Genomic DNA, 23003 nt, shown 5'->3' with positions numbered 1-23003 from the left:
GTCCTACCGCCGATGCCATCACTCTACCACCCGCCCGCGATACCGCGCCTCGTCCAGCGCGCCCTCGGCCTTGGCGACCAGCGTCGCCACGGTGAGATTGGCAGAAGCGGACGGCACGGTGCGCGTCATGTCGAGCAAGCGGTCGAACGGCAGCACCAGCCCCACTACCAGCGCGGTCTGCTCCGGCGACACGCCCACGGCGGATAGCATCGCGGCCAGCATGAAAAGCGATGCCGACGGCACCGGCGCGGTGCCGAATGCCGCCAGCGCGCCGGTCGCCAGCATCACCACCAGCATCTGCGCATCGGGGATGATGCCCAGCGCCTGAAGCGCGAACTGTCCCAGCAGGCCGACGTACATCGCCGTCCCGTCCTTGCCGATCGCCGCGCCCAGCGGCAGCACGGTGGACGCAACGGGCTTTGCCACGCCCAGATTGTCATGCGCCACGCGCAGCGCGACCGGCAATGTCGCAGAGGAGGATGCGGTGGAGAAGGCGATCGCCAGTGCATCCACGATGCCCCGGAAAAAGCGGATCACCGGCAGCCGCGCGACCAGCGCGATCAGGCCGGCGTGCACCACCAGCATCTGCGCCAAAGAGGCGACGATCACGCACAGCGCCAGCCATCCGACATTGACGAATACCGCCGCGCCGTTCGCCGCGACGGCGTTGGCGATCAGGGCAAAGACACCAAAGGGCGTCACTTCCATCACGATCCGCACGATGTGCATCAGCACGGCGGCAAGGCCCTGCAGCAGCGCCACGACCGGCTTGCCCGCATTGCCGGCCAGCACGCTGCCGATGCCGAGCAGGATCGCCGTGAAGATGATCGCCAGCATGTCGCCCCTGGCCAGCGCCTCGATGATGTTGGCCGGTACGATCGACAGCAACTGGTCGCTCGGGGAAACCGCTGTCCCCAGCACGTGCGGCGCGACCCCTGCCAGCACGATCCCCTCGCCCGGCCGCACCAGCAGGCCCACCGCCATGCCCAGCGATACCGCGATCAGCGTCGTCGCCGCGAACAGCCCGATCGTGCGCCCGCCGATCGGCCCCAGCCGGCGCGGATCGCCCAAGCCGGCGATCCCGGCGGCGATCGTGATCAGCACGACCGGCACGACCAGCATCTTGATCAGCCGCACGAACAGGTCGCCGACGATCTTCACCGCCGGCGCCGCATCGGGCCAGAGCGAGCCGAGCAGCACCCCGAGCACCAGCCCGGCGACCACCCGCTTCCATAAAGTTATCGCGAACCATCCACGCAGGATGGTCACGCGGGCGTTCCCCAGAAACCGGGCGCCGGCGGCTGCATCCAGCCGGCCTCGTCGCGCACCCCGCCCTCGCGGTCATTGGCCAGCCACAATGGCCCGTCCAGATCGACGAACGACGCGCGCTCCGCGACCAGCATCGCCGGCGCAATGCCCAGCGACGACGAAACCATGCACCCCACCATCAAGCCAAACCCCATCCCCAGCGCCGCATCAGCGAGCGCCAGGGCTTCGGTCAGACCACCGGTCTTGTCGAGCTTGATGTTGACGTAATCATACCGGCCACGCAGCCGCGGCAGGTCGGCGCGCGTGTGCAGCGCCTCGTCGGCGCAGATCGGGATCTGGCTGCCCAGCCCGTCCAGCCCGGCATCGTCATCGGCCGGTACCGGCTGTTCCAGCAGGTCGACCCGGTACGACAGCAGCATGTCCTGCCAGCGTGCCACATCCTCCACGCGCCAGCTTTCGTTCGGATCGACGATGAGCCGCGGCGCAGGCGCAGCGGCGCGCACCGCCGCCAGTTGGGCTTCCGCCTCTTCGCGGTTGACCTTCAGCTTCAACAACGGAACGGCGGTGTGGCGGCGCGCGACGGCGGCCATCGCCTCGGGCGTATCGATGCCGATCGTGATCGCGGAGGCAAGCGGCTCCGGTGCCCCGCACCCGGCCAGCGCGGCAACGCTTGTGCCTGCCAGCTTCGCCTCGAGATCCCAGAGCGCGCAATCAATCGCGCTGCGCGCCGCGCCAGCCGGCATCGCGGCGGCGAGCTCCTCGCGTGAGGCGCCTGCCTCGACCAGCGCGCGCATCCCGGCGATCGCGACCAGCGAGCCGTCCACCGTCTCTCCATAACGCGGATAGGGAACGCCCTCGCCCCGCCCGACATGCTCGCCCTGCGCGATCGTGACGGTCACCACATCGGCGACTGTCTTTACCCCGCGCGAGATGCGGAACGGGGTGCTCAGCGGGAAGCCGTCGTGGCGGGCGTCAAGCGTTCGGCGCATGGGTCGCCAGCAGATGGTCGATGATGGGGTCGGCGCCGAAGCGGAACGGGTCGGTGCACGGCAGGCCATGCGCGTCGCTCGTCGCGGCCAGCAGGTCGCGGGCCTCGGCCTCGCCCAGCTTCGCGGTATTCAGCGCGATGCCGACGAATTGCACGCTGGGGCTGGTCAGCCGCGCAACGCGCAGGTTCGCGTCGATGCACTCGGCCAGATCGACCAGCGGGTAATGCGGCAGGCCGCGCATGTGCGGACGCGTCGGGTCATGGCACATGACCAGGGCATGCGGCTGGGCGCCATGCAGCAGCCCGGTCGACACGCCGGCAAAGGCGGGGTGGAACAGCGATCCCTGCCCTTCGATCAGATCCCAGCCATCGTCCTCACGCGCGGGCGACAGGTCCTCGATCGCGCCGGCGATGAAATCCGCCACCACCGCGTCCAGCGGCACGCCGTCGCCGGCAATCAGGATGCCGGTCTGGCCCGTCGCGCGGAAATCTGCCGTGACGCCCCGGCTGCGCAGCGCATCGCGCAGGCACAGCGTCGTGTACATCTTGCCCACCGAACAATCGGTGCCGACCGTCAGCAGCCGCTTGCCCGCGCGCTTCTTGCCGTTGCCGACCGGCAGGTCCGGGCGCGGATCGCGAATGTCGAACAATTGCACGCCGGCAGCCTTGGCCGCTTCCACCAGCCGGGGTTCATCCTTCAGCCGCTGGTGCAGCCCGCAGGCCAGGTTCATCCCCGCGGCGATCGCCGCCAGTGCGTCGGCCATCATCCATTCGGGGAAGCGTCCGCCCGCATTGGCGATGCCCAGCACCAGCGTGCGCGCGCCCGCCGCCGCGCCGGCCGCCGCGTCCATCCGCGGCAGGTCGAAGCTGAAGGGGCAATCGTCGTGCCGCCACTCACCGACGCAATCCTCGCGTCGGAACGTGGCCAGGCCGCGCGAGGTCTTGAGGCCGAACTCGTCGTCCGAATGGCCGAGGTACAGCAGATATGGTGCCGGAATGGTCATAGCGCTGGACGATAGATGCCGCCTGTAGGAGCCCGCCAATCGTGCTCGCGGCTTTGCCTATAACGCAAGGCTATTGCCCGCAATGTGCCGGCCGCGGACGTAGCAGCGCCCGACCCGCAGCCGCACCGGTGGTCGCGCCGTTCTTCAGCGCCAGCTTGCCGTTCACGAACAGCGCGCTGACGCCGGCACTCGGCTCGCGCGGCCGGATGTAATCGGCGCGCGGCGTATAACCGACGGGATCGAACACCACGACGTCGGCGAACGCGCCGGGTTTCAGATACCCGCGATCCTTGATGCGATACATGTCGGCGGTCGCGCCGGTCGATCGCCGGATGAACTGGCCGATCGTGATCACCGGCCGCTTCACGACATAATCCTGATACAGCTTCGGGAAGGTCGCATATTGCCGCGGATGACCGTTCGACCCGTCCGACGATGTCACCACCCAGGGCTGCTTCATGATCAGGTCGACGTCGCGCTCGGCCATGTTGAAGCTGGCAACGCCGGCGCCTGCCGGATCGGTCCCCTTGGCATTGGCCACGCGCAGGATGCGGACCGCGGCGTCGATCGGATCGATCTTCCATGTCGCCGCCATCTGCGCCAGCGTCTTGCCGGTCCACGGCTGCCCCTGGGAGATCAGCAGCAGCGATTCCGCTCCGCCCCGACGGCGCATGTTCTCGCGCATTTCCGCCTTGATCTTCGCCATCGTCGCGGGCGTGTCGAACCGCTTGATCATCGCCTGATAGCCGCCATCGACCGCCCACGCGGGCACCAGGGAGGCGTCAACGCTCGAACCGCTGGCGAGCCAGGGATATTGATCGGCGGTCACATCCTGCCCTGCCGCGCGCGCTTCCTCGATCGTGCGGATCAGTTCGGGCGCCTTGCCATGCAGGTCGACGCCCAGCGCCTTCAGATGCGCGAAATGCACCGGCGTGCCGGCGCGGCGGCCGATCTCGATCGCTTCCTTGGTGGAGGCGATCAAACCGATGTTATAGTTGGATTCATCGCGCTGATGGCTGTCATACATGCCCCCGCGCTTGCCCACCTCGGCGGCCACCGCTGCCACTTCATCGGTCTTGGCAAAGCTCTGCGGCGGATAGAACAGGCCGGCCGACAGGCCATAAGCGCCCTCGCACATCGCCTTGGCGGCCAGCCGCTTTTCCTCTGCCAGTTCGGCCGGCGTCGGCGCACGGTCGGCCTTGCCCAGCACGCGCTGCCGGATCCCGCCAAAGCCAACGAACGGCACCACATTGGTCCCGACGCCGCTCGCCTCCAGCTTGCGCGCGTCATCACCCACATCGGGCGTGCCATAGCCGTCGACGCCGATCACGATCGTCGAGACGCCCTGCGCCAGCCACGGCAGGTTGAGCCGCACCTTCGGATCGTCCGATCGGATGTAGCTGTCGGGATGGGTATGCGCGTCGATGAAGCCCGGCGCCACGATCTGCCCCTTGGCCTCCACGATCTGCCCGGCCCGCGTGCCGCGGCTTGGCCCGACATAGACGATGCGGTCGCCGGCGATCTCGACGTCGCCGGTGATCGGTGGGGTCTCCGCACCGGTGTAGATCGTGCCACCGCGGATCACGACATCCACCTTCGGCGCGGCGGCCGCGCCAAGCACCAACAGCGATCCGAGCGCCACGCCGGCGCGCAACATTCCACGCATCACTTGCCCTTCCCCTGCGGCGTCAGCGTCGAACGGCTGACCGCCACCGCGTCCACCGCGGCGCGGCTGAACGGCATCGGCTGCATTTCGCCCTTGATCCACGGCGCATATTGATCGCGGTAATGCGGCGAGCGCGGGTCGTTCGACTGCCCCGGCAGGTTCAGCATCACCGATTTGTCCCAGTCGCCCACGTCGATCACATGCAGGTAGCTCGCCCCGCCGCCGGTGCGCCAGCCCGGGCCATTGCCCAGCCAACGCGCCATGACGGTATAGCTGTCGCCGCCCGATCCCTCGCCCTCAATCGGGGGGAACGCCGCGGCGATGGCCGGGATGCTCGACAGCGGATGCGCGATCCGCACCTGGTGCAACGTGCCCCAGCGCCAGGCTGATGGATCGCTGCCCATCAGTCGCTGCGCCTCGGCCCAGCCGCTCGCCAGCGCCTCGTCCACCATCGCCGGCCGGCTTGCCGCACGGCGCAGCAGCTCGGATGGTGCGATCTCGTCCACCAGCTCCTTCGCCTGCTCCGGCACGATGGCCGCCAGCATCCGCTTGCCCAGGTCACGCCACACGATCTCGTACAGCGCCGCCGCGCCGCTATCCTTGTCCAGCTTCGCGTCCCACCCCGACAGCATCTTCACCGCCGGGGCCGCACCCGCGGACGGCTGCTTGGGTAGCAACGCCAGGAACTGCTTGGCCGGCGTCGACAGCGTGTCGAACTGCAATGCCACGCTGTCCGCCACCGAATGGCGCGGCTGCGATGCCAGCACCTCGGCGACGCGCTCGTAACGATAAGGGTCGCGGAACGAGAACGCCGGAATGCGATCGCGCGGCCAATTCGCCGGCAGGTTGTTCTGGTTGGCAGATGCGAACCAGCCCTTGGACGGGTTGAACTCGCTCGGCAGCACGCGGAAATCGCGATAGCTGTTCCAGTCGTAGCGCCCGTCGCCCGGCACCGGCATCAGCCCGTCGCCCTTCTTGCGCTGCGGAACGAAGCCGATCACTTGCCAGCCGTGGTTCCCGTCAACGTCGGCATAATGCAGGTTGGTGGGCGACGGGTGCAGCTTGAACGCTTCCTTCAGGCTGTTCCAGTCGCGCGACAGGTTGATCGCCACCATCGCGAACGATCCGAACCCGCCGGGCTGCATCCCGATCGACCCGAGCACCGTCGCCCGGCGCGCCGCCGGATCGTGCATGATCACCGGGCCCTGTACCGCGTAGCGCAGGACCACCTTCTGCGGCGGACCGTCCTTGACCGGGATCGTCTCCTCCACCCGCTCGAACCGCTTCCAGCCGCCGTCGTGGCGGTACCGCTCGGGATCGTTGGGATCCAGCTCCAGGACGAACAGATCCTGCTGGTCGATATGGAAATTGGTCCGGCCAAAGGCGAAACGGTCGGTATGCCCCTGCATGATGCCGGGCAGTCCAGGCGCGCCACCGCCAATCACGTCGAGACCCGGCGCGGTCAGATGCGCCACATGCCGCGGCCCGAACCCGCCGATCCCCAGATGCGGATCATTGGCCAGAATGGGGCGGCCAGTGCTGGTGCGGCTGCCAGCGACGGTCCAGGCGTTCGACCCCGCCTGCGCGCGGTCCAGATCCTCTTCTGGCTCACGCGTCGGCGTGTCGGGTCCGAACGGCAGCCGTCCCAGCTGAAGCACGCCCAGATCCGCATCACTCACCTTTGACGGGTCCAGCCCCTCCGGCACGGCCAGCTTCCACGTCGGCCGCAGCGGCGCGATCACCGCGTCCAGCTCCAGCATGCCGAGCGCGGCCAGTTTCGCACGGCGGATCTCGTCGTCGGCATTGCCGATTGAGCTGCCCCGCGCGCGCACCAGATCGCGGATGTCCCAGCGCAGCGGCGTCACCCCCAGGATGCGATATTCCGGCGGCAATAGGCTCGGGTCCTTCTCGACCTCGGCGATCCGCGCATTGATGCCTGCGACATATCCGGCCACGCAGTCGCGAACTTCCTTGGGTACGCGCGCCAGCTCGGCGTCCAGGTCGCCGCGATAATGGAACAGTCGGGCGACGGCATCATGCTTGGCAAAATCCGGCCCGAACGCTTCCGCCATCCGGCCCAGTTCGCGGCGATGCGCCAGGTCGATCTGGAACAGTCGGTCGCGCGCCACGACATAGCCCTGTCCGAAAAACGCATCCGCCTTAGTCTGCGCGCGGATATGCGGCACGCCCCAGCGATCGTCGATGATCTCGATCGGTGCCGAAAGCCCCGCCACGCGGGTCGGTGCTGTCGCCGGTACCGACTGGCCGTGGCAGGCGGCAGACACCAGCACGGTCGCCGCCGAACCAAGCAGAAATAGGCGCCGGTCGAGCATTGCTATCCTTTCGTCGTGGGTCCCGCCACAGGCTAACCCCCTCGGCGGCGGGCCGTCCATGACAAGCAGGTCGCGTCTCATAGCGAGCGGTTATGCAGACCCGGTCGGGGGCGACCCATATGCCCGATCTATGGATCGACAAACACAGGTAGGCCGATCTTCACTTGACGGCTTTCTGCTCGTACCGGCACCTTCCAACCTATCGGCGATCTGCGACAACAGCATGACGCATGCAGGTAGGCACAGGTTACTAAGCTTTCGGGGGACGGCACGTGCGTGATATTATCTTGTCCAGAACAATGCTCGGCGGGACGGCGCTTCTTGCGCTCGCATCCGGTCTGGCGATGCCGGCTGCGGCACAGACCCAGCCGTCCAGCACCGCCACGGCGCAGATCGGTGATCCGGCACCGGATACCGGCACCGATGGCAACGGCCCGGACGTGGTCGTCACCGGCACGCGCATCGTGCGCGACGGCTTCCAGGCGCCCACGCCGCTGACCGTTCTGACGCAGCAGGAAATCCAGAGCTCCTCGCCGTCGAACAACGTCGCGGATTTCGTCAATCAGCTGCCGGCGCTCGCGGGCTCCACCCGTCCGGCCAACTCGCGCCTCAACCTTTCCAGCGGACAGGCCGGCATCAACGCGCTGAACCTGCGCAACCTGGGTGAAACGCGCACGCTGGTGCTGCTCGACGGCCGCCGCTCGGTCGCCTCGACCGTCACAGGCCTGGTCGACGTCAACACGATCCCGCAGGCGCTGATCAAGAGCGTTGAGGTCGTCACTGGCGGTGCTTCCTCCGCTTATGGCTCGGACGCGGTCGCCGGCGTGGTGAACTTCGTCCTCGACAAGAAGTACACCGGCCTCAAGGTCGCGATCGACAGCGGCATCACCGAGAAGGGTGACGGCGGCAACTATTCGTTCAGCGTCACCGGCGGCCTCGCCTGGGGCAGCGAAGGTCGTGGCCACCTGCTGCTGAACGCAGAACTCGCGCATCAGGACGGCATCTTCCGCGTTGATCGCGACTGGAACGCCACCGGTTACGTCCGCATCCAGAATCCGAACTGGTCCGCCAACAGCAGCGAGCCGCAGTTCCTGATCCGTCGCCAGGTCGGCGCGGCAAACTCCACGCCCGGCGGTCTCATCACCGGCTCCACCGGTGCCCGCGCGAACAGCCTGCGCGGCACCTATTTCGGCTTCAACGGTGCTGTCGGCCAATATCAATATGGCCCCCTCACCTTCCCGTCGCCGACCGGCACCGCCCCGCCGACCCTGACGCAGGGCGGCGACTGGCGCGTCAACGATACCGGCCGCCGTATCGGCCTCAGCCCCGAGGATGATCGCCGCGGCCTCTTCGCGCGCGCCAGCTACGAGATCGCCGACGATATCGAAGTGTTCGCCGAAGGGTCGTACAACTGGCAGGAGATCTTCTTCAACGCCGGCCCGAACCTGCAGACCGGCATCGCGCTCAACGCGACCGGCTGCACCACCGTGCCGGTTGCGGCCAGCTGCAACGCGTTCCTCTACAACACGCTCGGCCCGGCGGCGCTGACCGGCATCACCGGCGTCACCCTCGCCACGAGCGCCGCGGACCTGCCGTTCCGCGCGATCAACAACAAGCGCGAGGTGCAGCGTTACGCCATCGGTGCAGAGGGCAGCACCGAGATGTTCGGCAACAACGCCACCTGGAACATCTTCGGTCAGTACGGCCGCGCCGATCTGCGGGAGCAGCTGCGCAACATCATGAACATCAGCCGGATGGCCAACGCCACCAACGCGGTGTTCGCCCCGGCCGGCAGCGGCTTCGCGGCCGGCTCGATCCAGTGCGCGATCAACGTCGACACCAATCCGAACAACAATGATCCGAACTGCGTCCCGCTCAACCGGCTGGGTCTTGGCGTCGCCAATCCGGCCGCCTTCAACTACGTGTTGGGCGATCCGTACCGCGACGAAGTGGTCGAACAGTATAACGCCGGCTTCAACGTGTCAGTCGCGCCGTTCCGCACCTGGGCGGGCGACGTCAGCGTCGCGGTCGGTGCCGAATATCGCGAGGAAAAGATCCGCGGCTTCGTGCCGACCGAGTTCCAGCCGATCGCCACGACCAACGCTGCCGGCCTGCCGACCACGTCGAACGCCTGGTCGGTCGGCAACTACCTGCCCACCAACGGCAGCTACAATGTGAAGGAAGTCTACCTCGAAACCGTGGTCCCGCTGGGCGCCGGTCTCGAGTTCAACGGCGCAGTCCGCGCGACCGACTATTCCACGGCTGGCTATGTCACCACGTGGAAGGCCGGCGCCACCTGGCAGCCGATCGACGACTTCCGTGTTCGCGTCACCCGCTCGCGTGACATTCGCGCACCTAATTTGAACGAACTGTATCAGGGCGGTTCCGCCAACAGCGATTCGGTGCGCAACCCGGCCTACACCGCCGATGGTGCCAATGGCCCGGCCAGCTTCGGCTATTCCGGCCTCGTCACGGGCAACCCGCGTCTCGGCGTGGAAAAGTCGAATTCGTGGAACGCCGGTGTCGTGCTGACGCCGCGCTTCATCCCCGGCTTCGCGCTGTCGGTCGATTACTTCGATATCGACATCAAGGACGGCATCACCACGTTCAGCGCGCAGGACATCCTGAACCTGTGCAACGCCGGCAACGAGCGGCTCTGCGGGGCGATCTCCGAGGATCCCGCTCGCTCGGTGCCGGGGCAGCCGTACCTCCTCATCCGCACCCAGCCGTTCAACGCGGCGAGCCAGGTCGTGCGCGGCGTCGATATCGACGCATCGTACCGCCTCCCGCTCGATCGCCTGTTCGGCGATACCGAGGGGAACCTGACGCTGCGCGGTGTCGCCACGCGCTACATCGACAACATCCTCGACAGCGGCGTGCCACAGGCGGTGATCGCCAATTCGGTCGGCGTGAACGGCGGCCAGTCGACCACTCCGGACTGGATCTACCGTTTCACCGCCACCTACGACACGCCGAACTTCGCCATCACGGCCACTGGCCGCGGCGTCAGCTCGGGCAAATATGTCGCGACCGGCATCGAATGCACCAGCGGGTGCCCGATCTCGACGCCGCAGCGGCCCACCTATGACGTGAACCGCGTCTCGGGCGTGTTCTACGCGGATCTCAACGTGACGCAGAAGGTCCGCTTCGGCGATGCCGACGCTCAGTTCTTCGTCAACGTGACCAACCTGTTCGATCGTTGGCCGCTGCTGCTTCCGGAAACGGGCCTGGCTGCGAACAGCACCTATTCGGACCTGCTAGGTCGTCAGTTCCGCATCGGCCTGCGGATGCAGACCCGGTAATCGCACTACCGCCGCTACGCTCCTGCCGGGGCGTAGCGGCCTTTCCTCGGGCCTGCTCGCACCGCAACAGCAGCGCGGCCGCCGCCTCCAGGGTCATCGGCTGCATCAGCGCATCGCCCCAGCCGGCCACCACATCCAGATCGAACGCCCACCATCGCGATCGCGCGATCGTCGCAGCGACCTCCGGCGAAAATCGCTGGCCGATCACCCGCGCCGGCACACCGCCCACGATGGAAAAGGGCGCCACATCGCGCGTGACCACCGCGCCCGCCGCGATCACCGCGCCATCACCCACCGATCGGCAGCCACCCACGATCGTCACCCGATCGCCGATCCACACGTCGTTTCCGATCCGCAGCGGGTTCTCCTCCTCGGCGCCGATCGTGTCGTGCGCGACATGCCCCAGCTTGGCGTTGTAGAAGAACGGATGCTGGGTCATCCGCGCGATCGGATGGTCCCGCCGTCGCGATCAGGCCCTGCCCCACCGAACACCATCGCCCGACGATGCTGCCGCCCGGCAGCAGCCCCGGCCGCAGGATGGGTCCGTAGGAATAGTCGCCGACGGACACGCCATGCCGCCGCAGGAGCATGGCACGCAGATGTCGTGATCGCAGTTCGCCCCCGTCCCATCGGTTGATGAGGCGTAGGTACCAGCGGTGCGTCCGCCGACGGCCGTAGAGCGGGCTCAGCATCCCATTCCGCAGTGCCCCGATCAATCTGCCCCTCCCGCTTTCAGCCTGCGTCGTCAGATACCGGGCATCCGATCCGCCGTGGTGCGAGGTTGATCCGTTTCTGCACCAATTCCTGCCCGCGGCCGACTAGCGGGGATACATAGGCGCAGCCCCAAGGGAGGGGGCAGGATCACGCCGTCATGCCCGGACACATCATCCCTTCCGTCGTCGGCCTAGCCGCGACCTTCCTGGCTTGCTCCTCCGCCGTGCCCGCGCCGACATCCCGCGATTTGCTCGTCCGAACGACACCGCAACTGATCGCCGCGATCCGCCGGGCGCGCGGCGGAGAGCGTATCCAGCTCGCGCCCGGAATCTTTCCGCCGTTCAACATACGCGGGATCAATCCCGCCCGCCCGGTCACGCTGGTGTCGCGCAATCCATCGGATCCTGCAATCCTGACCGGCATCACCCTGCGCGACAGCAGCAACCTTACCCTCTCGCAGCTGACGCTGCAAAGCGCGGGCTCGGCCGTCCAGCACGGCTTCGTTTTCCACCGTGTCCATGACGTCTCGTCAGCGACATCTTTGACCGACTGGCCGGAACAAGGCTATTGATCGTAATCGACGAATTCGATCGCGCGGGAGACGCGGATCTACGCCGATCAATCGCTGAACTCATCAAGAACCTGTCCGATCGCGGCAGCCGAGTGCAATTGATCATCGCTGGCGTGGCGCAGAATTTGACCGAGATCATTGAGCATGTGCCCTCGATAAGGCGCAATATTCTCGGCCTGCTTCTACCCAACATGGCGCAGGCTGAGATCGCCGAACTGATCGAAGCCGGGCAGCAGGCGAGCGGCATGAGTTACACACCCAAGGCGCTCCAGTTGATCAGCTTGGCCGCGCTGGGCCTCCCCTATCTCGCAAGCCTTATTGCGCAACATGCCGGCTTCGCGGCGCTTGAGCGTCAATCGGCCAACGTCGATCACAGCGATGTCGAAAAGGGGCTTGGACAAGTGCTCGACCATCTCGAGCTGCGGATTGCCCCGGTCACCCGGCTCCGCCTGGACGAAGCCGCTAGGGACGGCCGGCAGCGCGTACTGGGAAGCCTCGCCCAGATCTCGCTCACCAACAGTTTTCGGCTGCCAAAAGCACAGCTTACTCGTGAACTCACTGACCCGCAAAACGCGTTAGAAGAGTTGCGGGACCGGTATCAATTGATCGCGGACGTCGCCGAAGAACCGGGCGCGTACGTGTTCATCGACGATGGCGTTCCGCTCTTCCTCTGGGTGCGGCTCATGCTCGATCACGCACGGAGCAGCAGCGGCCTTGCCTCCTGATCCGCGCTGAAACAGTCGCGAGGTCGGGTGCGGCCGGGCCTTAGCCCAGCTTGTTCACCTTCTCCTGGAGACGCGATAACTCCGCCTTCAACGCGGCAATTTCATCGTCCTTGCTGGCGGCCGGGGCGGCTGTTGCGGGCGGCTTGAACGCACTGGTTGCCGCTTCAAACATCGCCATGTTGCGCTTGGCCATTTCTGCGAACGGCGATCCGGCGAACGCCCCCTCCACAGCAGACTTGAACTGAGCTTGGTTCCGCCGAAAGCTCTCCATGGAGGCATCCAAATATCCCGGGACCATCGCCTGCATTGAATCGCCGTACATGGAAATCAGCTGTCGCAGGAAATTGACCGGCAGCATTGGCTGATCGCCGCGGCCCTCCTCCTCCATGATAATCTGGGTCAGGATGCCGTGGGTGATATCTTCATCGGTCTTGGCGTCGACGACTTTGAACTCGCGTCCTTCTCGGGTCAACGCCGCGAGATGCTCGAGCGTAATGTAGGAAGAGCTTTCGGTGTTGTAGAGCCGCCTGTTCGCATACTTCTTGATGATAATCGTGCCGTCTATGCTGTGCTGCTTCTTCATCGCGCTGCCCCGCCAAGATCTCCGTTCTGCGGTACAGCATCTAATATGGCGCTGCAACAAGGCCGCCCGCGCATGACATCGGTGTCATGCTGCACGTTCGCACAGCAGCATCCCAAATTCGCTCCAAAGGAAACGCTGCAAGCCTTTCTCAAGAGCAAGGCTGCCCCCGTAAATACTGAGCGGCAGAAACGTTGCGGATGGCGAGCGCAGCAAGTGATGCTGCGCAGCACAACCCTTGTCAGGTCTCGACTGACGAGCGCCCCCCATCCGCCCCTTAGAGGAGATGACTCGCTTCCACCGAGTAAGAGCCCAACCCTAGCGGTACCTGCGCCGCTAACGAGCCTCACCGTTGCGAGGTAATCACGGTGATTTAGCTGACTAGCAGGGCTACGTAGGGAAGCATCGGGGCGAAGCCCGCGACGTGACACCGCAGGATTGCGAACGCCTTCAGCGGCGCGGGGAGATCAACTACCCTACTGCGTCAGCTCAAACTCCGACTCACAAGAACGGTAAGACGCAGGTCCAGCGCACCAACGCTCGGTACGCCAAACCCGATCAGCATGGCCGCCCTCAATCGGGCCGAACATCCAGGATCGTGATCGCATCGTCGCGACCATTGAACGGCACAACCTCATCGGCCGCCCCTCCCAACAGCGCGCGGACGAGCGGCGCAGAAAAGGCGATCTTGCCTGCTGCCGGGTCTGCCTCGTCATCGCCGACGATGACGATCTCCTGCTCCTTGCCATTCAGCCGGAAACGAACGCGGCTGCCAAAGGCAACTTCATCCGCGGGAGGGCGCGGCGCCACCACCGCGGTCACCCGCCGCGTGTTCCAATAGCGCAGCTCGCGCGCGATCTCGCTCGCCCTGGGTTCCTCGGCGCCGGCCTGTTCGTCGGTTAGCGCCGCAATGCGTTCATTGATCAGCGCCAGCCCGCGTTCGGTGACAAGGTTCGGCCCTTTGGGCAGCGGCAGTTCGAACCGCGGCTCAAGGTGCTCCTCGTCGCTCTCGCGTCGAAACGCGACGCTCATGGCTTATTCTGGAACGTTTGAATGATGCCGGAGAAGTCGGTGCTGGCGTTCCCACCTTCGGCGAACGCGGCATACAGCTCGGCCGCATGTTTGCCGAATGGCAGGTCGATCCCGGATTGATCCGCCGCCCCCATCGCAAGCCGGAGATCCTTCAGCATCAACGCAGCCGCGAAACCGCCTTGATAACCGCGATCGGCCGGACTCTCGGGCCCTACACCCGGCACCGGGCAATAGGTGTTCAGCGACCAGCTTTGCGCCGTCGCCTTACTGGCGATGTCGTAGAATACCTGGAGATCCAGCCCCAGCTTCTCGGCCAGCGCCAGCCCCTCGCAGGTGGCGATCATCGTGCCCGCCAGGATCAGGTTGTTGCACATCTTCACGGCCTGTCCCGCGCCGCTTTCGCCCGCGTGGATCACAGCCTGCCCCATCGCCTCCAGATAGGGCTGCGCTTGCTCAAAGCCGTTGGCGGTGCCGCCGACCATGAACGTCAGGGTGCCGCCATTCGCCGCAGCAATGCCGCCGGAGACGGGCGCATCGACCGCCTCAAGCCCTTTCGCCGCGGCTGCCGCCGCAAGCTCACGGGCGGTCGCGACATCGATCGTGGAACAGTCGATCAGCACAGCGGAAGGCGCCGCATTCCCGAACACCGCTTCCTTGTAGGTCGCGGCAACGTGGGCGCCCGCCGGCAGCATTGTGATGACCGCCTCAGCACCGACCACTGCATCCGCGGCGCTCTGAACCGGCAGGCACCCACTCTGCTTGGCGCGGTCAAGCGCCTCCGCATCCAGATCGAATGCGCGGACGTCATGTCCCGCTTTGGCAAGGTTAGCGGCCATCCCGCCGCCCATGTTGCCGAGGCCGATGAAAGCAACGCGTGCCATATAATTCTCCTGGGGCCTCGACAATCGTCAGGCGCAGCCGATAGCGGAGCTGAGATCAGCGATACCGCGCTTCAATGGTGGTTCGTGCGGATAGGGTCTTGAGGCGCCCTAGCGCCCCTTCCAGACGCCCGGCCGCTTCTCGACAAACGCCGCCATCCCCTCGGCCTTGTCCTCGGTTGCCGTCAGGATCTGGAACAGACGTCGCTCGGTCAGGATTCCCTGAGCCAACCCGGTCTCGAACGCGGTGTTGACCATCTCCTTGTTCACCATGGCGGCCATCGGCGGCATGCCAGCGATCAACTCGGCGGTCTTCAGCGTCTCCTCCAGGAGCGAGGCCAAGGGCACAACCTTGGCTACCAGCCCGCTACGCTCCGCCTCGGCTGCATCCATCATTCGGCCGGTCAGGCACATCTCCATCGCCTTCGCCTTGCCGATCGCGCGAGTCAGTCGCTGCGATCCGCCCATCCCCGGTGCGACGCCCAGCTTGATCTCGGGCTGGCCGAACTTCGCGGTGTCTGCGGCGTAGATGAAGTCCGCCATCATCGCGAGTTCACACCCGCCACCCAGCGCAAAACCGTTGACGGCGGCGATCCACGGCTTGCGCGTCGCAACCACGCCGCTCTGCCATCCTGCGAAGAAGTCCTGCAGGAAGAAATCCGCGGCCGCCATGTCCGCCATCTGCTTGATGTCAGCGCCTGCGGCGAAGGCCTTTTCTCCGGCGCCGGTCAGGACGAGGCAGCGCTGCGCAGGATCCTTGTCATAGGCACCGAAGGCTGCAGAGAGGTCGGCCAGTACATCGCTGTTCAGGGCGTTCAGCGATTGCGGTCGATTGAGCGTGACGATCGTCACCGCGCCGCGCTGTTCAACCAGGATATTAGCGTAATCGGTCATGATACTATTCCCGCAAGAGCAGAGACTGTTCGCCTCCGCGAGTGACGGTCAGGCCACGTTAGACAGAAAGCGCGTCAGCGCGGCACCCAGGCCTCTGCCTCCGGCAACGGCGCGAAGATCTGGTCGATCAGATGATCGCTCACGCCTTCCGGCGTTGCCGGGTTCCATTTTGGTGCATGATCCTTGTCGACGATCACCGCACGCACGCCTTCCAGGAAGTCATGCCGCTGCACCACCCGCGAACCGACGGCATATTCCTGCCGCATCTCATCCTCGAAGGTAGGCATGGACTTGCCATCGAGCAGGAGCTTGAGGCTCACCTTCATGGTCTGGGGCGACTTGGTTTGGAGCGTTGCGAGCGTGGCCCGCGCGAATTCCTGATCGTCGGCAGTCAGCGCCGCGTAGATCTCTTCCAGCCGGTCGGACGCAAACAGCCGATCGATCTCCGCCTTGTGGTCCAACAGCTTGGCCGTTCCAGGCGCAACAGACAGATCCGACAGGATCGTGGCGATCTCTTCAGGCCGCTCGGCAATCCGCGCCTTGGCCTCTTCAAGCCGATCGGCAGGCAGATAATGCGTGGCAAGCCCCAGCGCGAATGTCTCGGCACCGTCCAGACGATGGCCCGTCAGCGCCAGATATTGTCCGATCCGACCCGGCAGACGCGACAGAAACCAACCGCCTCCCACGTCAGGGAACAGGCCGATGCCGGTCTCGGGCATAGCAAATCGGGTGTTCTCGGTCGCCACGCAGAACCGGCACGGCTGCGACAGGCCAACGCCGCCGCCCATGGTGATGCCATCCATGAACGCGACCGTATTCTTTGCGTAGGTGAACAGCCGATGGTTCATCTGATATTCGGTGTGAAAGAACTGCCGCGCCTCGGCGCCATCCTTCGCGCCACTCTCCGCCAGCATGCGGATGTCGCCACCTGCGCAGAAGCCGCGGCCCTCGGCATGATCGATCATGATCACCCGGACCGACGCATCTTCCCGCCACTCCTCCAGAGCAGAAAGCACCCCGTCACACATGCCCTTGGTAAGCGCATGGAGCGCCTTCGGGCGGTTCAGGCGGATTCGGCCGGCTTCACCCTCTTTGACGACGATAAGGTCTTCAGTCATCGATCCTCTCTCTCGGGAAGGTTGGCAATCGCGCGGCACCAAGCCCTTACGCGACGCTGCCGCCCTTCCCGTTCTATGCGTATTATGGATCCTCGCCGCGCAGCTTACTGCCGCGTCAGCTCGCGTCCAATGATCATCCGCATGACCTGGTTGGTGCCCTCCAGGATCGAATGCACCCGCAGATCGCGCCAGAAGCGCTCAATCGGATAATCCATGAGATAGCCGTAGCCGCCATGCAGCTGCAGTGCGCGGTCTACCACGGACGATCCGGTGTCCGTGGCCAGCCGTTTTGCCATTGCCGCAAACCGCGTCTTGTCAGGCGCGTTGGCGGTCACTTTCGCCGCGGCCACATAGAGCAGGTAGCGAGCGGCCTGAAGTTCGGTGTCCATGTCCGCCAGCGTGAACTGCGTGTTCTGGAAATCGGCAATCGGCTTCCCAAACTGCTGACGGTCGCGGGTGTAGGCGATCGTTTCGTCCAGGCAGCGCTGCGCGCCGCCAAGCGAACACGCACCGATGTTCAGACGTCCGCCGTCCAGCCCCATCATGGCGAAGCGGAACCCTTCACCCTCGTCGCCGACGCGGTTGGCTACCGGAACCTTGACGTTGTCGAACAGCACTTGGCGCGTCGGCTGCGCATGCCAGCCCAGCTTGCGCTCGTTCGCACCGAAGCTGACGCCCGGCATATCCTTGTCGATAACAAGGCACGAAATGCCCTTTGGACCATCGGCGCCCGTGCGCACCATGGTCACATAGACTTCGTTCTCACCAGCGCCGGAAATGAACTGCTTGCTGCCGTTGACGACATAATGGTCGCCTTCCAGCCGAGCCGTCGTCTTCAGGGCGGCTGCGTCGGAGCCAGAGCCCGGCTCCGTCAGGCAATAGCTCGCCATCCGCTCCATCGTCACCAGATCGGGCAGGTAACGTCCCTTCAGGTCGGCCGATGCGAAACGGTCGATCATCCACGACGCCATGTTGTGGATGGAGATAAAGGCGCTCGTCGCGGGGCAGCCATAAGCCATGGCTTCCATGATCAACGCCGCTTCGAGGCGTCCAAGGTTGATGCCGCCGCTTTCCTCGCTGACATAAATAGCCGCAAAGCCCAGCTCCGCGGCCGCCTTGATCGTGTCGCGCGGAAAAATATGCTTCTCATCCCATTCCGCCGCGAACGGAGTGATGCGATCCGCGGTGAAGCGGCGGGCGAGATCCTGGATCTCGCGCTGGTCGTCCGTAAGATCAAATTGGTCAGTCATGTTCCGGCTCTAGCGAAAGACAACGGTGCGTGCACCATTGCGCAGGACACGGCGCTCCGCGATCCAGCGAACAGCGCGCGCAAGCACCTGCGCCTCGATATCGCGCCCGATCCCAATGAGTTCCTCCACCGTGGCGCGGTGGTCCACGCGCTCGGCCGCCTGTTCGATGATCGGGCCTTCATCAAGGTCGGTGGTGACGAAATGAGCTGTTGCCCCGATCAGCTTCACCCCGCGCGCATGCGCCTGATGATAGGGCTTGGCCCCTTTGAAGCTTGGGAGAAAGCTGTGGTGGATGTTGACGCACCGTCCAGCCACCTTCGCCACCAGGTCCGGGGACAACACCTGCATGTAACGCGCGAGCACGAGCAACTCGGCACCGCTCTGCTCAAACAGGTCGAAAAGGTCCTGTTCCTGTTCAGCCCGGTTCGCCGCCGATACCGGCAAGTGATGGAACGGCAGCCCGTGCCACTCGGCAAGGCTACGCAACGTCTGGTGATTGGACACGACGCCAACCGGATCGATCGGCAGTGCCCCGATCGACCAGCGGTGCAGCAGATCGTTCAGGCAGTGGGACGTGTTGGAACAGGCGATCAGCACCTTTGGACGATGATCCGCGGGCACCAACGTCCAGTCAAAGCCAAAACGCTCGGCAACGTCGGCCAAGGCCTCGCGGCAGTCAGGGCCCCGGAACACCAGGCGCATGAAAAATCGACCGGAATCGAGATCAGCATATTGCTGGCTGTCGAGGATGAACCCGTCGGCTTCCGCCACGCATCCAGCGACGGCGGCAACGATCCCGCCCCGATCGTCACAAGAAAACGTCAGGATCCAGCTCGGCTGGCCGCCGTCGCTCATGCGCCGCACCGCCCATATTGCAGCTTCCGCCCATCGACGAGGCGGCTCAGCTTCGTCCCGCCCTCTTCAAATTTCAGCGGCGTTTCCTGCGTCCAATCCTGCCCCTCCCGGGTTAAGGCCAGTGTCACTCGAACTTCGGTAGGGGAAATCACCTGCAAGTCCCGCACGGCGGCGCGCGCTTCGTAAAAGCTGATCAGGTCAGGTGCGATCACCATCAACCCTTTGTTATTTCCCGCCGTCCCGGTGCAATCTTCACTCGTCAGCCCCCAACGGCCGACAAATGGCTGGGGCATTCGGTTACCCGCCGTTGTCGTGAGCTCTGCCGGGAGCATCGCGACGGTATTGTCAGCCGCCACGATGTTCCCGACTTCTTCCATCACATTGTTGCCCATCTCGCCGCTTGGTGTTCCACAAGCGGCGAGCGTCAGGGCGGCGAACGCGACGAACAAGAGACTCTTTGACAAAATCGGTCAGCCCATCGTCGGAATGACAAACGCGTCCTGAATACGGGAGGGGCCACCATCCTCGCTGCCGCGCGGCAGATCAGCCGATCCGTCGGGCCAACGCTGCGTGATCGTCTTGACCTTGGTCCAGAATTTCACGCCTTCCATACCGTGCTGGTTGGTGTCGCCGAACGCAGACCGCTTCCACCCGCCGAAGGTGTGGTAGGCGACCGGCACCGGGATCGGCACGTTGATGCCGACCATGCCGACGTTAACGCGCGCTGCAAATTCGCGGGCGGCATGGCCGTTGCGGGTGAAGATGGCGACGCCATTGCCATATTGATGGTCGCTGGGCAGCCGAACCGCGGTATCGAAGTCTGGTGCGCGAACGATCTGCAGCACCGGTCCGAAAATCTCTTCCTGATAGCTCTTCATCTGCGGGGTGACGCGATCGAACAGCGACGGCCCGACGAAGAAGCCGTCCTCATGCCCCTGCAACTTGAACCCGCGACCATCGACGACCAGCTCGGCGCCCTCGTCGACACCGGTCTGGATCCACTGCTCAACCCGCTGCTTATGCGCTTCGTTGATGACGGGGCCGTAATGCGCCTCGGCGTCGGTCGACACGCCGACGCGCAACGCCTCGATTGCCGGGATCAGCTTTGCACGAAGGGCATCGGCAGTCTTGTCGCCGATCGGCACAACGACCGGCAGCGCCATGCAGCGCTCGCCTGCCGAACCGAATGCCGCGCCGGCGAGGTCGGCGACCACCTGGTCGAGGTCGGCATCGGGCATGACGATGCCATGGTTCTTCGCGCCGCCCATCGCCTGCACGCGCTTCCCCGCTGCGACGCCGCGACGGTAAACATAATGCGCGATGTCTGACGATCCGACGAAGCTGACCGCGCCGATCGCCGGGTGATCCAAGATCGCGTCGACCATTTCCTTGTCGCCGTTCACGACCTGGAAAATGCCCTCGGGCATCCCGGCGTCACGCATCAGCTCTGCCAAGCGGACCGGCACCGAAGGATCACGTTCGGAGGGCTTGAGGATGAACGCATTGCCGCACGCGGTGGCAACGGCGCCCATCCACAGCGGGATCATCGCAGGGAAGTTGAACGGCGTAATGCCGGCCCCGATGCCGATCGGCTGGCGCATCGAATAAACATCGATGCCCGGCCCCGCGCCTTGGGTGAATTCACCCTTCAGCACGTGCGGAATGCCGCACGCGAACTCCACCACTTCAAGGCCGCGCTGAATGTCGCCCTTGGAATCGGCGATGACCTTGCCGTGCTCAGACGACAGGAGATGCGCGAGCTCGTCCATATTGGCTTCGACCAGCGCTTTGAACGCGAACATCACGCGCGCGCGGCGCTGCGGGTTCGTCGCCGCCCAAGCCGGCTGAGCCGCCTCTGCCGCCGCCACCGCGCGGTCCAGATCGGCCTGGGTACCCAGCGTCACCTGCGCCTGGACGCGCCCGGTGTTGGGATCGAACACCTCGGACACACGCCCGCCCGCCTCACTCTGGTGCCCGAAGATATGATGGTCGATGACGCGCATGATACTCTCCGTTGTTCAGGCCGGCCTTTAGCGCCGCCGCCTCGGGACCGCCAACCCATCTCTTGCAACTCGAAGCCGTCAGGCGGGCACCGGATCCCGCACGACTTCCGGCAGGATTGCATCCAGCAACAGCATCCCCTCCTCACTGACGGTGAGGCGATCGTTCTGTAGCGCGATGAGGTGCGGATGACGTTCGATTGCGGCAATGTCGACGATGTCGGGGATCGGACGCCCGGCAAGCGATGCGATACGCTGAAGGTCAACGCCCTCGCGAAGCCGCAAGCCCATCAGCAGCGCTTCCGACGCCTGGGTTGCAGGTGACAACGGCTCTTCCGCCTCAATCCCATGGCCATTGCGTGCGATGGCGGAAAGCCAGTTTTCCGGCTTCTTGCGCCGTACCGTGGCCAGGCCCTGCCGCCGACCGTGCGCGCCAGGACCGACGCCCGCATAGGTCCCGTAGCGCCAATATGCCAGATTGTGGCGGCTCTCCGCGCCCGGCCGCGCATGATTGCTGATCTCGTAAGCCGGCAGCCCCGCCGCTGCGGTGATCGCGCGCGTCATTTCAAACAGATCAGCAGCCGCATCTCCATCGGGGATGGTCAGCCTGCCCGCGGCAGCCTCGGTGGCAAAGCGCGTACCCGGCTCAATCGTGAGCTGATACAAAGACAGATGCTCCGTACCGAAGGACAGCGCGCGACGAAGCTCCTCCTCCCACGCAGCCAGCGTCTGCTCGGGCCGCGCATAGATCAAGTCGAAGCTGACGCGTGGGAAGACCGACTGCGCAATGTCCAGCGCGCCAAGCCCCTCTGCCACATCATGCGCTCGCCCAAGAAATTGCAGCGCCGTTTCATCCAGCGCCTGGAGCCCCAGCGACACGCGATTGATCCCCGCCGTTGCCAGATCCGCGAAGCAGGCTGCTTCCACTGACGAAGGGTTGGCTTCCAGCGTGATCTCGATCCCCTGATCGAAGCCCCAGTGCCGCTCGGCTGCGTCGAGCAGCGCAGCTACGGTCGACGGTGGCATCAACGAGGGCGTGCCACCCCCGAAAAAGATCGACCGCAGCTTGCGCCCGGGCAGGACAGCAGCCTCGTGGGCAAGATCGGCGAGCAGCGCTTCTCGCCACATGTCCTGATCCACCGAGGCACGAACGTGGCTGTTGAAATCGCAATAGGGACATTTCGAGACGCAGAACGGCCAGTGAATGTAAAGCGCAAGGGCATTGTCGAAGGGCATGGTGCCGCCGATATGGCCGCGATGCTCCTCCGACGCCACCTCGCTGCGCTTGTTCTTATTCTCTCAGGGTGCGCACAGGGCCCGGAACGCGTTGTCGAAGAGAAGATATCCGACAGGCCCGCTCCCCGCGGGACGTCGCTGTTGAGGGACGTCATGCTCTCGGCGCACAATCAAACACGCGCCGAGGCTGGTGTGCCGCCCTTGCAGTGGGATTCGGCACTGGTGGAGACGGCCGATCGCTATGCGCGCGAACTGGCGCGCACCGGCCGCTTCGCGCACGCCAGGCAACCATCCGGCCCACAGCGCGAGGGCGAGAATTTGTGGACGGGTACGCGCGGCGCCTATCGCTTCGATGAAATGGCAGGGCACTGGATCGCCGAAAAACGCCATTTCGTAAACGGGGTGACCCCCTCGTTCAGCCGTACCGGCAAGTGGCAGGATGTGTCCCACTACACCCAGATTATCTGGCGAAACGCAACACGGGTCGGCTGTGCGCTAGCCTCAAACCGGCGCGACGATTATCTGGTTTGCCGTTACAGCCCGCCGGGCAATGTGGTGGGCCAGCGCACCTTGTAAGGCGCGCCGGCC

General features: G+C 65.2%; 19 protein-coding genes and 1 pseudogene. 4 read left to right on the top strand and 16 right to left on the bottom strand.

Going from position 1 to position 23003, the window contains the following annotated elements:
• Window positions 1-18: 18 nt before the first annotated feature.
• The 5 genes from K0S66_RS05655 to K0S66_RS05635 all read right to left on the bottom strand — a co-directional run bounded on the left by K0S66_RS05655 (window position 19) and on the right by K0S66_RS05635 (window position 7260).
• A complete protein-coding gene (locus K0S66_RS05655; protein WP_301074214.1) occupies window positions 19-1269 on the bottom strand; it encodes a dicarboxylate/amino acid:cation symporter in 1251 nt (416 codons plus the stop codon).
• A complete protein-coding gene (dgcA, locus tag K0S66_RS05650; RefSeq protein WP_301074213.1) occupies window positions 1266-2258 on the bottom strand; it encodes an N-acetyl-D-Glu racemase DgcA in 993 nt (330 codons plus the stop codon). The genes K0S66_RS05655 and dgcA overlap by 4 nt, the downstream gene beginning before the upstream one ends.
• Window positions 2242-3261 carry an N-acetyltransferase DgcN gene (gene dgcN, locus K0S66_RS05645; RefSeq protein ID WP_301074212.1) on the bottom strand — a complete coding sequence of 340 codons (1020 nt, stop codon included), beginning with the start codon at window positions 3259-3261 and terminating at the stop codon, window positions 2242-2244. Before dgcN ends, dgcA begins: the two co-directional genes overlap by 17 nt.
• A gap of 70 nt (window positions 3262-3331) precedes the next feature.
• Complete coding sequence (locus tag K0S66_RS05640) at window positions 3332-4927, bottom strand: amidohydrolase family protein (RefSeq protein WP_301074296.1); 1596 nt, start codon at window positions 4925-4927, stop codon at window positions 3332-3334.
• Window positions 4927-7260 carry a penicillin acylase family protein gene (locus K0S66_RS05635; RefSeq protein WP_301074210.1) on the bottom strand — a complete coding sequence of 778 codons (2334 nt, stop codon included), beginning with the start codon at window positions 7258-7260 and terminating at the stop codon, window positions 4927-4929. Before K0S66_RS05635 ends, K0S66_RS05640 begins: the two co-directional genes overlap by 1 nt.
• 272 nt (window positions 7261-7532) lie before the next feature.
• Here K0S66_RS05635 and K0S66_RS05630 point away from each other — a divergent pair, with 272 nt between their 5' ends.
• Window positions 7533-10562: a TonB-dependent receptor gene (locus K0S66_RS05630; protein WP_366520781.1), complete on the top strand. Its 3030-nt coding sequence runs from the start codon at window positions 7533-7535 to the stop codon at window positions 10560-10562.
• A gap of 190 nt (window positions 10563-10752) precedes the next feature.
• Here the strand turns inward: K0S66_RS05630 and K0S66_RS16750 are convergent.
• Window positions 10753-10914 (bottom strand): annotated as a pseudogene (locus K0S66_RS16750) (chloramphenicol acetyltransferase); the annotation flags it as partial.
• Window positions 10915-11433: 519 nt separating this feature from the next.
• Here K0S66_RS16750 and K0S66_RS05620 point away from each other — a divergent pair.
• Together K0S66_RS05620 and K0S66_RS05615 are read left to right on the top strand one after the other, a co-directional pair.
• Window positions 11434-11847, top strand: a complete 414-nt coding sequence (locus K0S66_RS05620) for a hypothetical protein (RefSeq protein WP_301074208.1) — start codon at window positions 11434-11436, stop codon at window positions 11845-11847.
• Entirely contained in the window at window positions 11844-12572 is a 729-nt protein-coding gene (locus K0S66_RS05615; RefSeq protein WP_301074206.1) for a hypothetical protein, read from the top strand. The genes K0S66_RS05620 and K0S66_RS05615 overlap by 4 nt, the downstream gene beginning before the upstream one ends.
• Before the next feature lie 40 nt (window positions 12573-12612).
• On the opposite strand, the gene phaR is transcribed toward K0S66_RS05615, so the two are convergent.
• The 10 genes from phaR to hemW all read right to left on the bottom strand — a co-directional run bounded on the left by phaR (window position 12613) and on the right by hemW (window position 22415).
• Window positions 12613-13155, bottom strand: a complete 543-nt coding sequence (gene phaR, locus K0S66_RS05610) for a polyhydroxyalkanoate synthesis repressor PhaR (RefSeq protein WP_301074205.1) — start codon at window positions 13153-13155, stop codon at window positions 12613-12615.
• A 570-nt stretch (window positions 13156-13725) separates the two neighbouring features.
• Window positions 13726-14184, bottom strand: coding sequence for a GreA/GreB family elongation factor (locus K0S66_RS05605; protein ID WP_301074203.1), 459 nt, complete (start codon window positions 14182-14184; stop codon window positions 13726-13728).
• The gene (gene mmsB / locus K0S66_RS05600; RefSeq protein WP_301074201.1) at window positions 14181-15065 is read right to left on the bottom strand and encodes a 3-hydroxyisobutyrate dehydrogenase; all 885 of its coding nucleotides are present in this window, start codon (window positions 15063-15065) and stop codon (window positions 14181-14183) included. The genes K0S66_RS05605 and mmsB overlap by 4 nt, the downstream gene beginning before the upstream one ends.
• 108 nt (window positions 15066-15173) lie before the next feature.
• Complete coding sequence (locus tag K0S66_RS05595; RefSeq protein WP_301074200.1) at window positions 15174-15956, bottom strand: enoyl-CoA hydratase-related protein; 783 nt, start codon at window positions 15954-15956, stop codon at window positions 15174-15176.
• A 74-nt stretch (window positions 15957-16030) separates the two neighbouring features.
• Window positions 16031-17074: an enoyl-CoA hydratase/isomerase family protein gene (locus K0S66_RS05590; RefSeq protein ID WP_301074199.1), complete on the bottom strand. Its 1044-nt coding sequence runs from the start codon at window positions 17072-17074 to the stop codon at window positions 16031-16033.
• A 104-nt stretch (window positions 17075-17178) separates the two neighbouring features.
• A complete protein-coding gene (locus tag K0S66_RS05585) occupies window positions 17179-18324 on the bottom strand; it encodes an acyl-CoA dehydrogenase family protein (RefSeq protein ID WP_301074197.1) in 1146 nt (381 codons plus the stop codon).
• Between the two features lie 9 nt (window positions 18325-18333).
• Window positions 18334-19179 carry a formyltetrahydrofolate deformylase gene (gene purU / locus K0S66_RS05580; RefSeq protein ID WP_301074196.1) on the bottom strand — a complete coding sequence of 282 codons (846 nt, stop codon included), beginning with the start codon at window positions 19177-19179 and terminating at the stop codon, window positions 18334-18336.
• Complete coding sequence (locus K0S66_RS05575) at window positions 19176-19628, bottom strand: hypothetical protein (RefSeq protein WP_301074195.1); 453 nt, start codon at window positions 19626-19628, stop codon at window positions 19176-19178. Before K0S66_RS05575 ends, purU begins: the two co-directional genes overlap by 4 nt.
• Before the next feature lie 21 nt (window positions 19629-19649).
• Entirely contained in the window at window positions 19650-21182 is a 1533-nt protein-coding gene (locus K0S66_RS05570; protein WP_301074193.1) for a CoA-acylating methylmalonate-semialdehyde dehydrogenase, read from the bottom strand.
• A gap of 78 nt (window positions 21183-21260) precedes the next feature.
• Complete coding sequence (hemW, locus tag K0S66_RS05565; RefSeq protein WP_301074192.1) at window positions 21261-22415, bottom strand: radical SAM family heme chaperone HemW; 1155 nt, start codon at window positions 22413-22415, stop codon at window positions 21261-21263.
• 12 nt (window positions 22416-22427) lie between these two features.
• Between hemW and K0S66_RS05560 the strand changes: the two genes are divergently transcribed.
• Complete coding sequence (locus tag K0S66_RS05560) at window positions 22428-22991, top strand: CAP domain-containing protein (RefSeq protein ID WP_301074191.1); 564 nt, start codon at window positions 22428-22430, stop codon at window positions 22989-22991.
• The last annotated feature ends 12 nt before the right edge of the window (window positions 22992-23003 follow it).

Origin of the sequence: Sphingomonas sp. (genome assembly GCF_029239295.1) — a bacterium.
Classification (GTDB): Bacteria; Pseudomonadota; Alphaproteobacteria; order Sphingomonadales; family Sphingomonadaceae; genus Sphingomonas.
The sequence above is the reverse complement of the archived record's forward strand: the minus strand, read 5'-3'. Positions and strand labels throughout refer to the sequence as shown.

Excerpts from the sequence above, each read along its gene's own strand:
- K0S66_RS05570 (WP_301074193.1), bottom strand. The coding sequence starts at position 21,182 with ATGCGCGTCATCGACCATCATATCTTCGGGCACCAGAGTGAGGCGGGC.
- K0S66_RS05585 (WP_301074197.1), bottom strand. The coding sequence starts at position 18,324 with ATGACTGACCAATTTGATCTTACGGACGACCAGCGCGAGATCCAGGAT.
- K0S66_RS05560 (WP_301074191.1), top strand. The coding sequence starts at position 22,428 with ATGGCCGCGATGCTCCTCCGACGCCACCTCGCTGCGCTTGTTCTTATT.
- phaR (WP_301074205.1), bottom strand. The coding sequence starts at position 13,155 with ATGAAGAAGCAGCACAGCATAGACGGCACGATTATCATCAAGAAGTAT.
- K0S66_RS05590 (WP_301074199.1), bottom strand. The coding sequence starts at position 17,074 with ATGACTGAAGACCTTATCGTCGTCAAAGAGGGTGAAGCCGGCCGAATC.
- K0S66_RS05605 (WP_301074203.1), bottom strand. The coding sequence starts at position 14,184 with ATGAGCGTCGCGTTTCGACGCGAGAGCGACGAGGAGCACCTTGAGCCG.
- K0S66_RS05595 (WP_301074200.1), bottom strand. The coding sequence starts at position 15,956 with ATGACCGATTACGCTAATATCCTGGTTGAACAGCGCGGCGCGGTGACG.
- hemW (WP_301074192.1), bottom strand. The coding sequence starts at position 22,415 with ATGCCCTTCGACAATGCCCTTGCGCTTTACATTCACTGGCCGTTCTGC.
- dgcN (WP_301074212.1), bottom strand. The coding sequence starts at position 3,261 with ATGACCATTCCGGCACCATATCTGCTGTACCTCGGCCATTCGGACGAC.
- K0S66_RS05620 (WP_301074208.1), top strand. The coding sequence starts at position 11,434 with ATGCCCGGACACATCATCCCTTCCGTCGTCGGCCTAGCCGCGACCTTC.
- mmsB (WP_301074201.1), bottom strand. The coding sequence starts at position 15,065 with ATGGCACGCGTTGCTTTCATCGGCCTCGGCAACATGGGCGGCGGGATG.
- purU (WP_301074196.1), bottom strand. The coding sequence starts at position 19,179 with ATGAGCGACGGCGGCCAGCCGAGCTGGATCCTGACGTTTTCTTGTGAC.
- K0S66_RS05640 (WP_301074296.1), bottom strand. The coding sequence starts at position 4,927 with ATGCGTGGAATGTTGCGCGCCGGCGTGGCGCTCGGATCGCTGTTGGTG.
- K0S66_RS05635 (WP_301074210.1), bottom strand. The coding sequence starts at position 7,260 with ATGCTCGACCGGCGCCTATTTCTGCTTGGTTCGGCGGCGACCGTGCTG.
- dgcA (WP_301074213.1), bottom strand. The coding sequence starts at position 2,258 with ATGCGCCGAACGCTTGACGCCCGCCACGACGGCTTCCCGCTGAGCACC.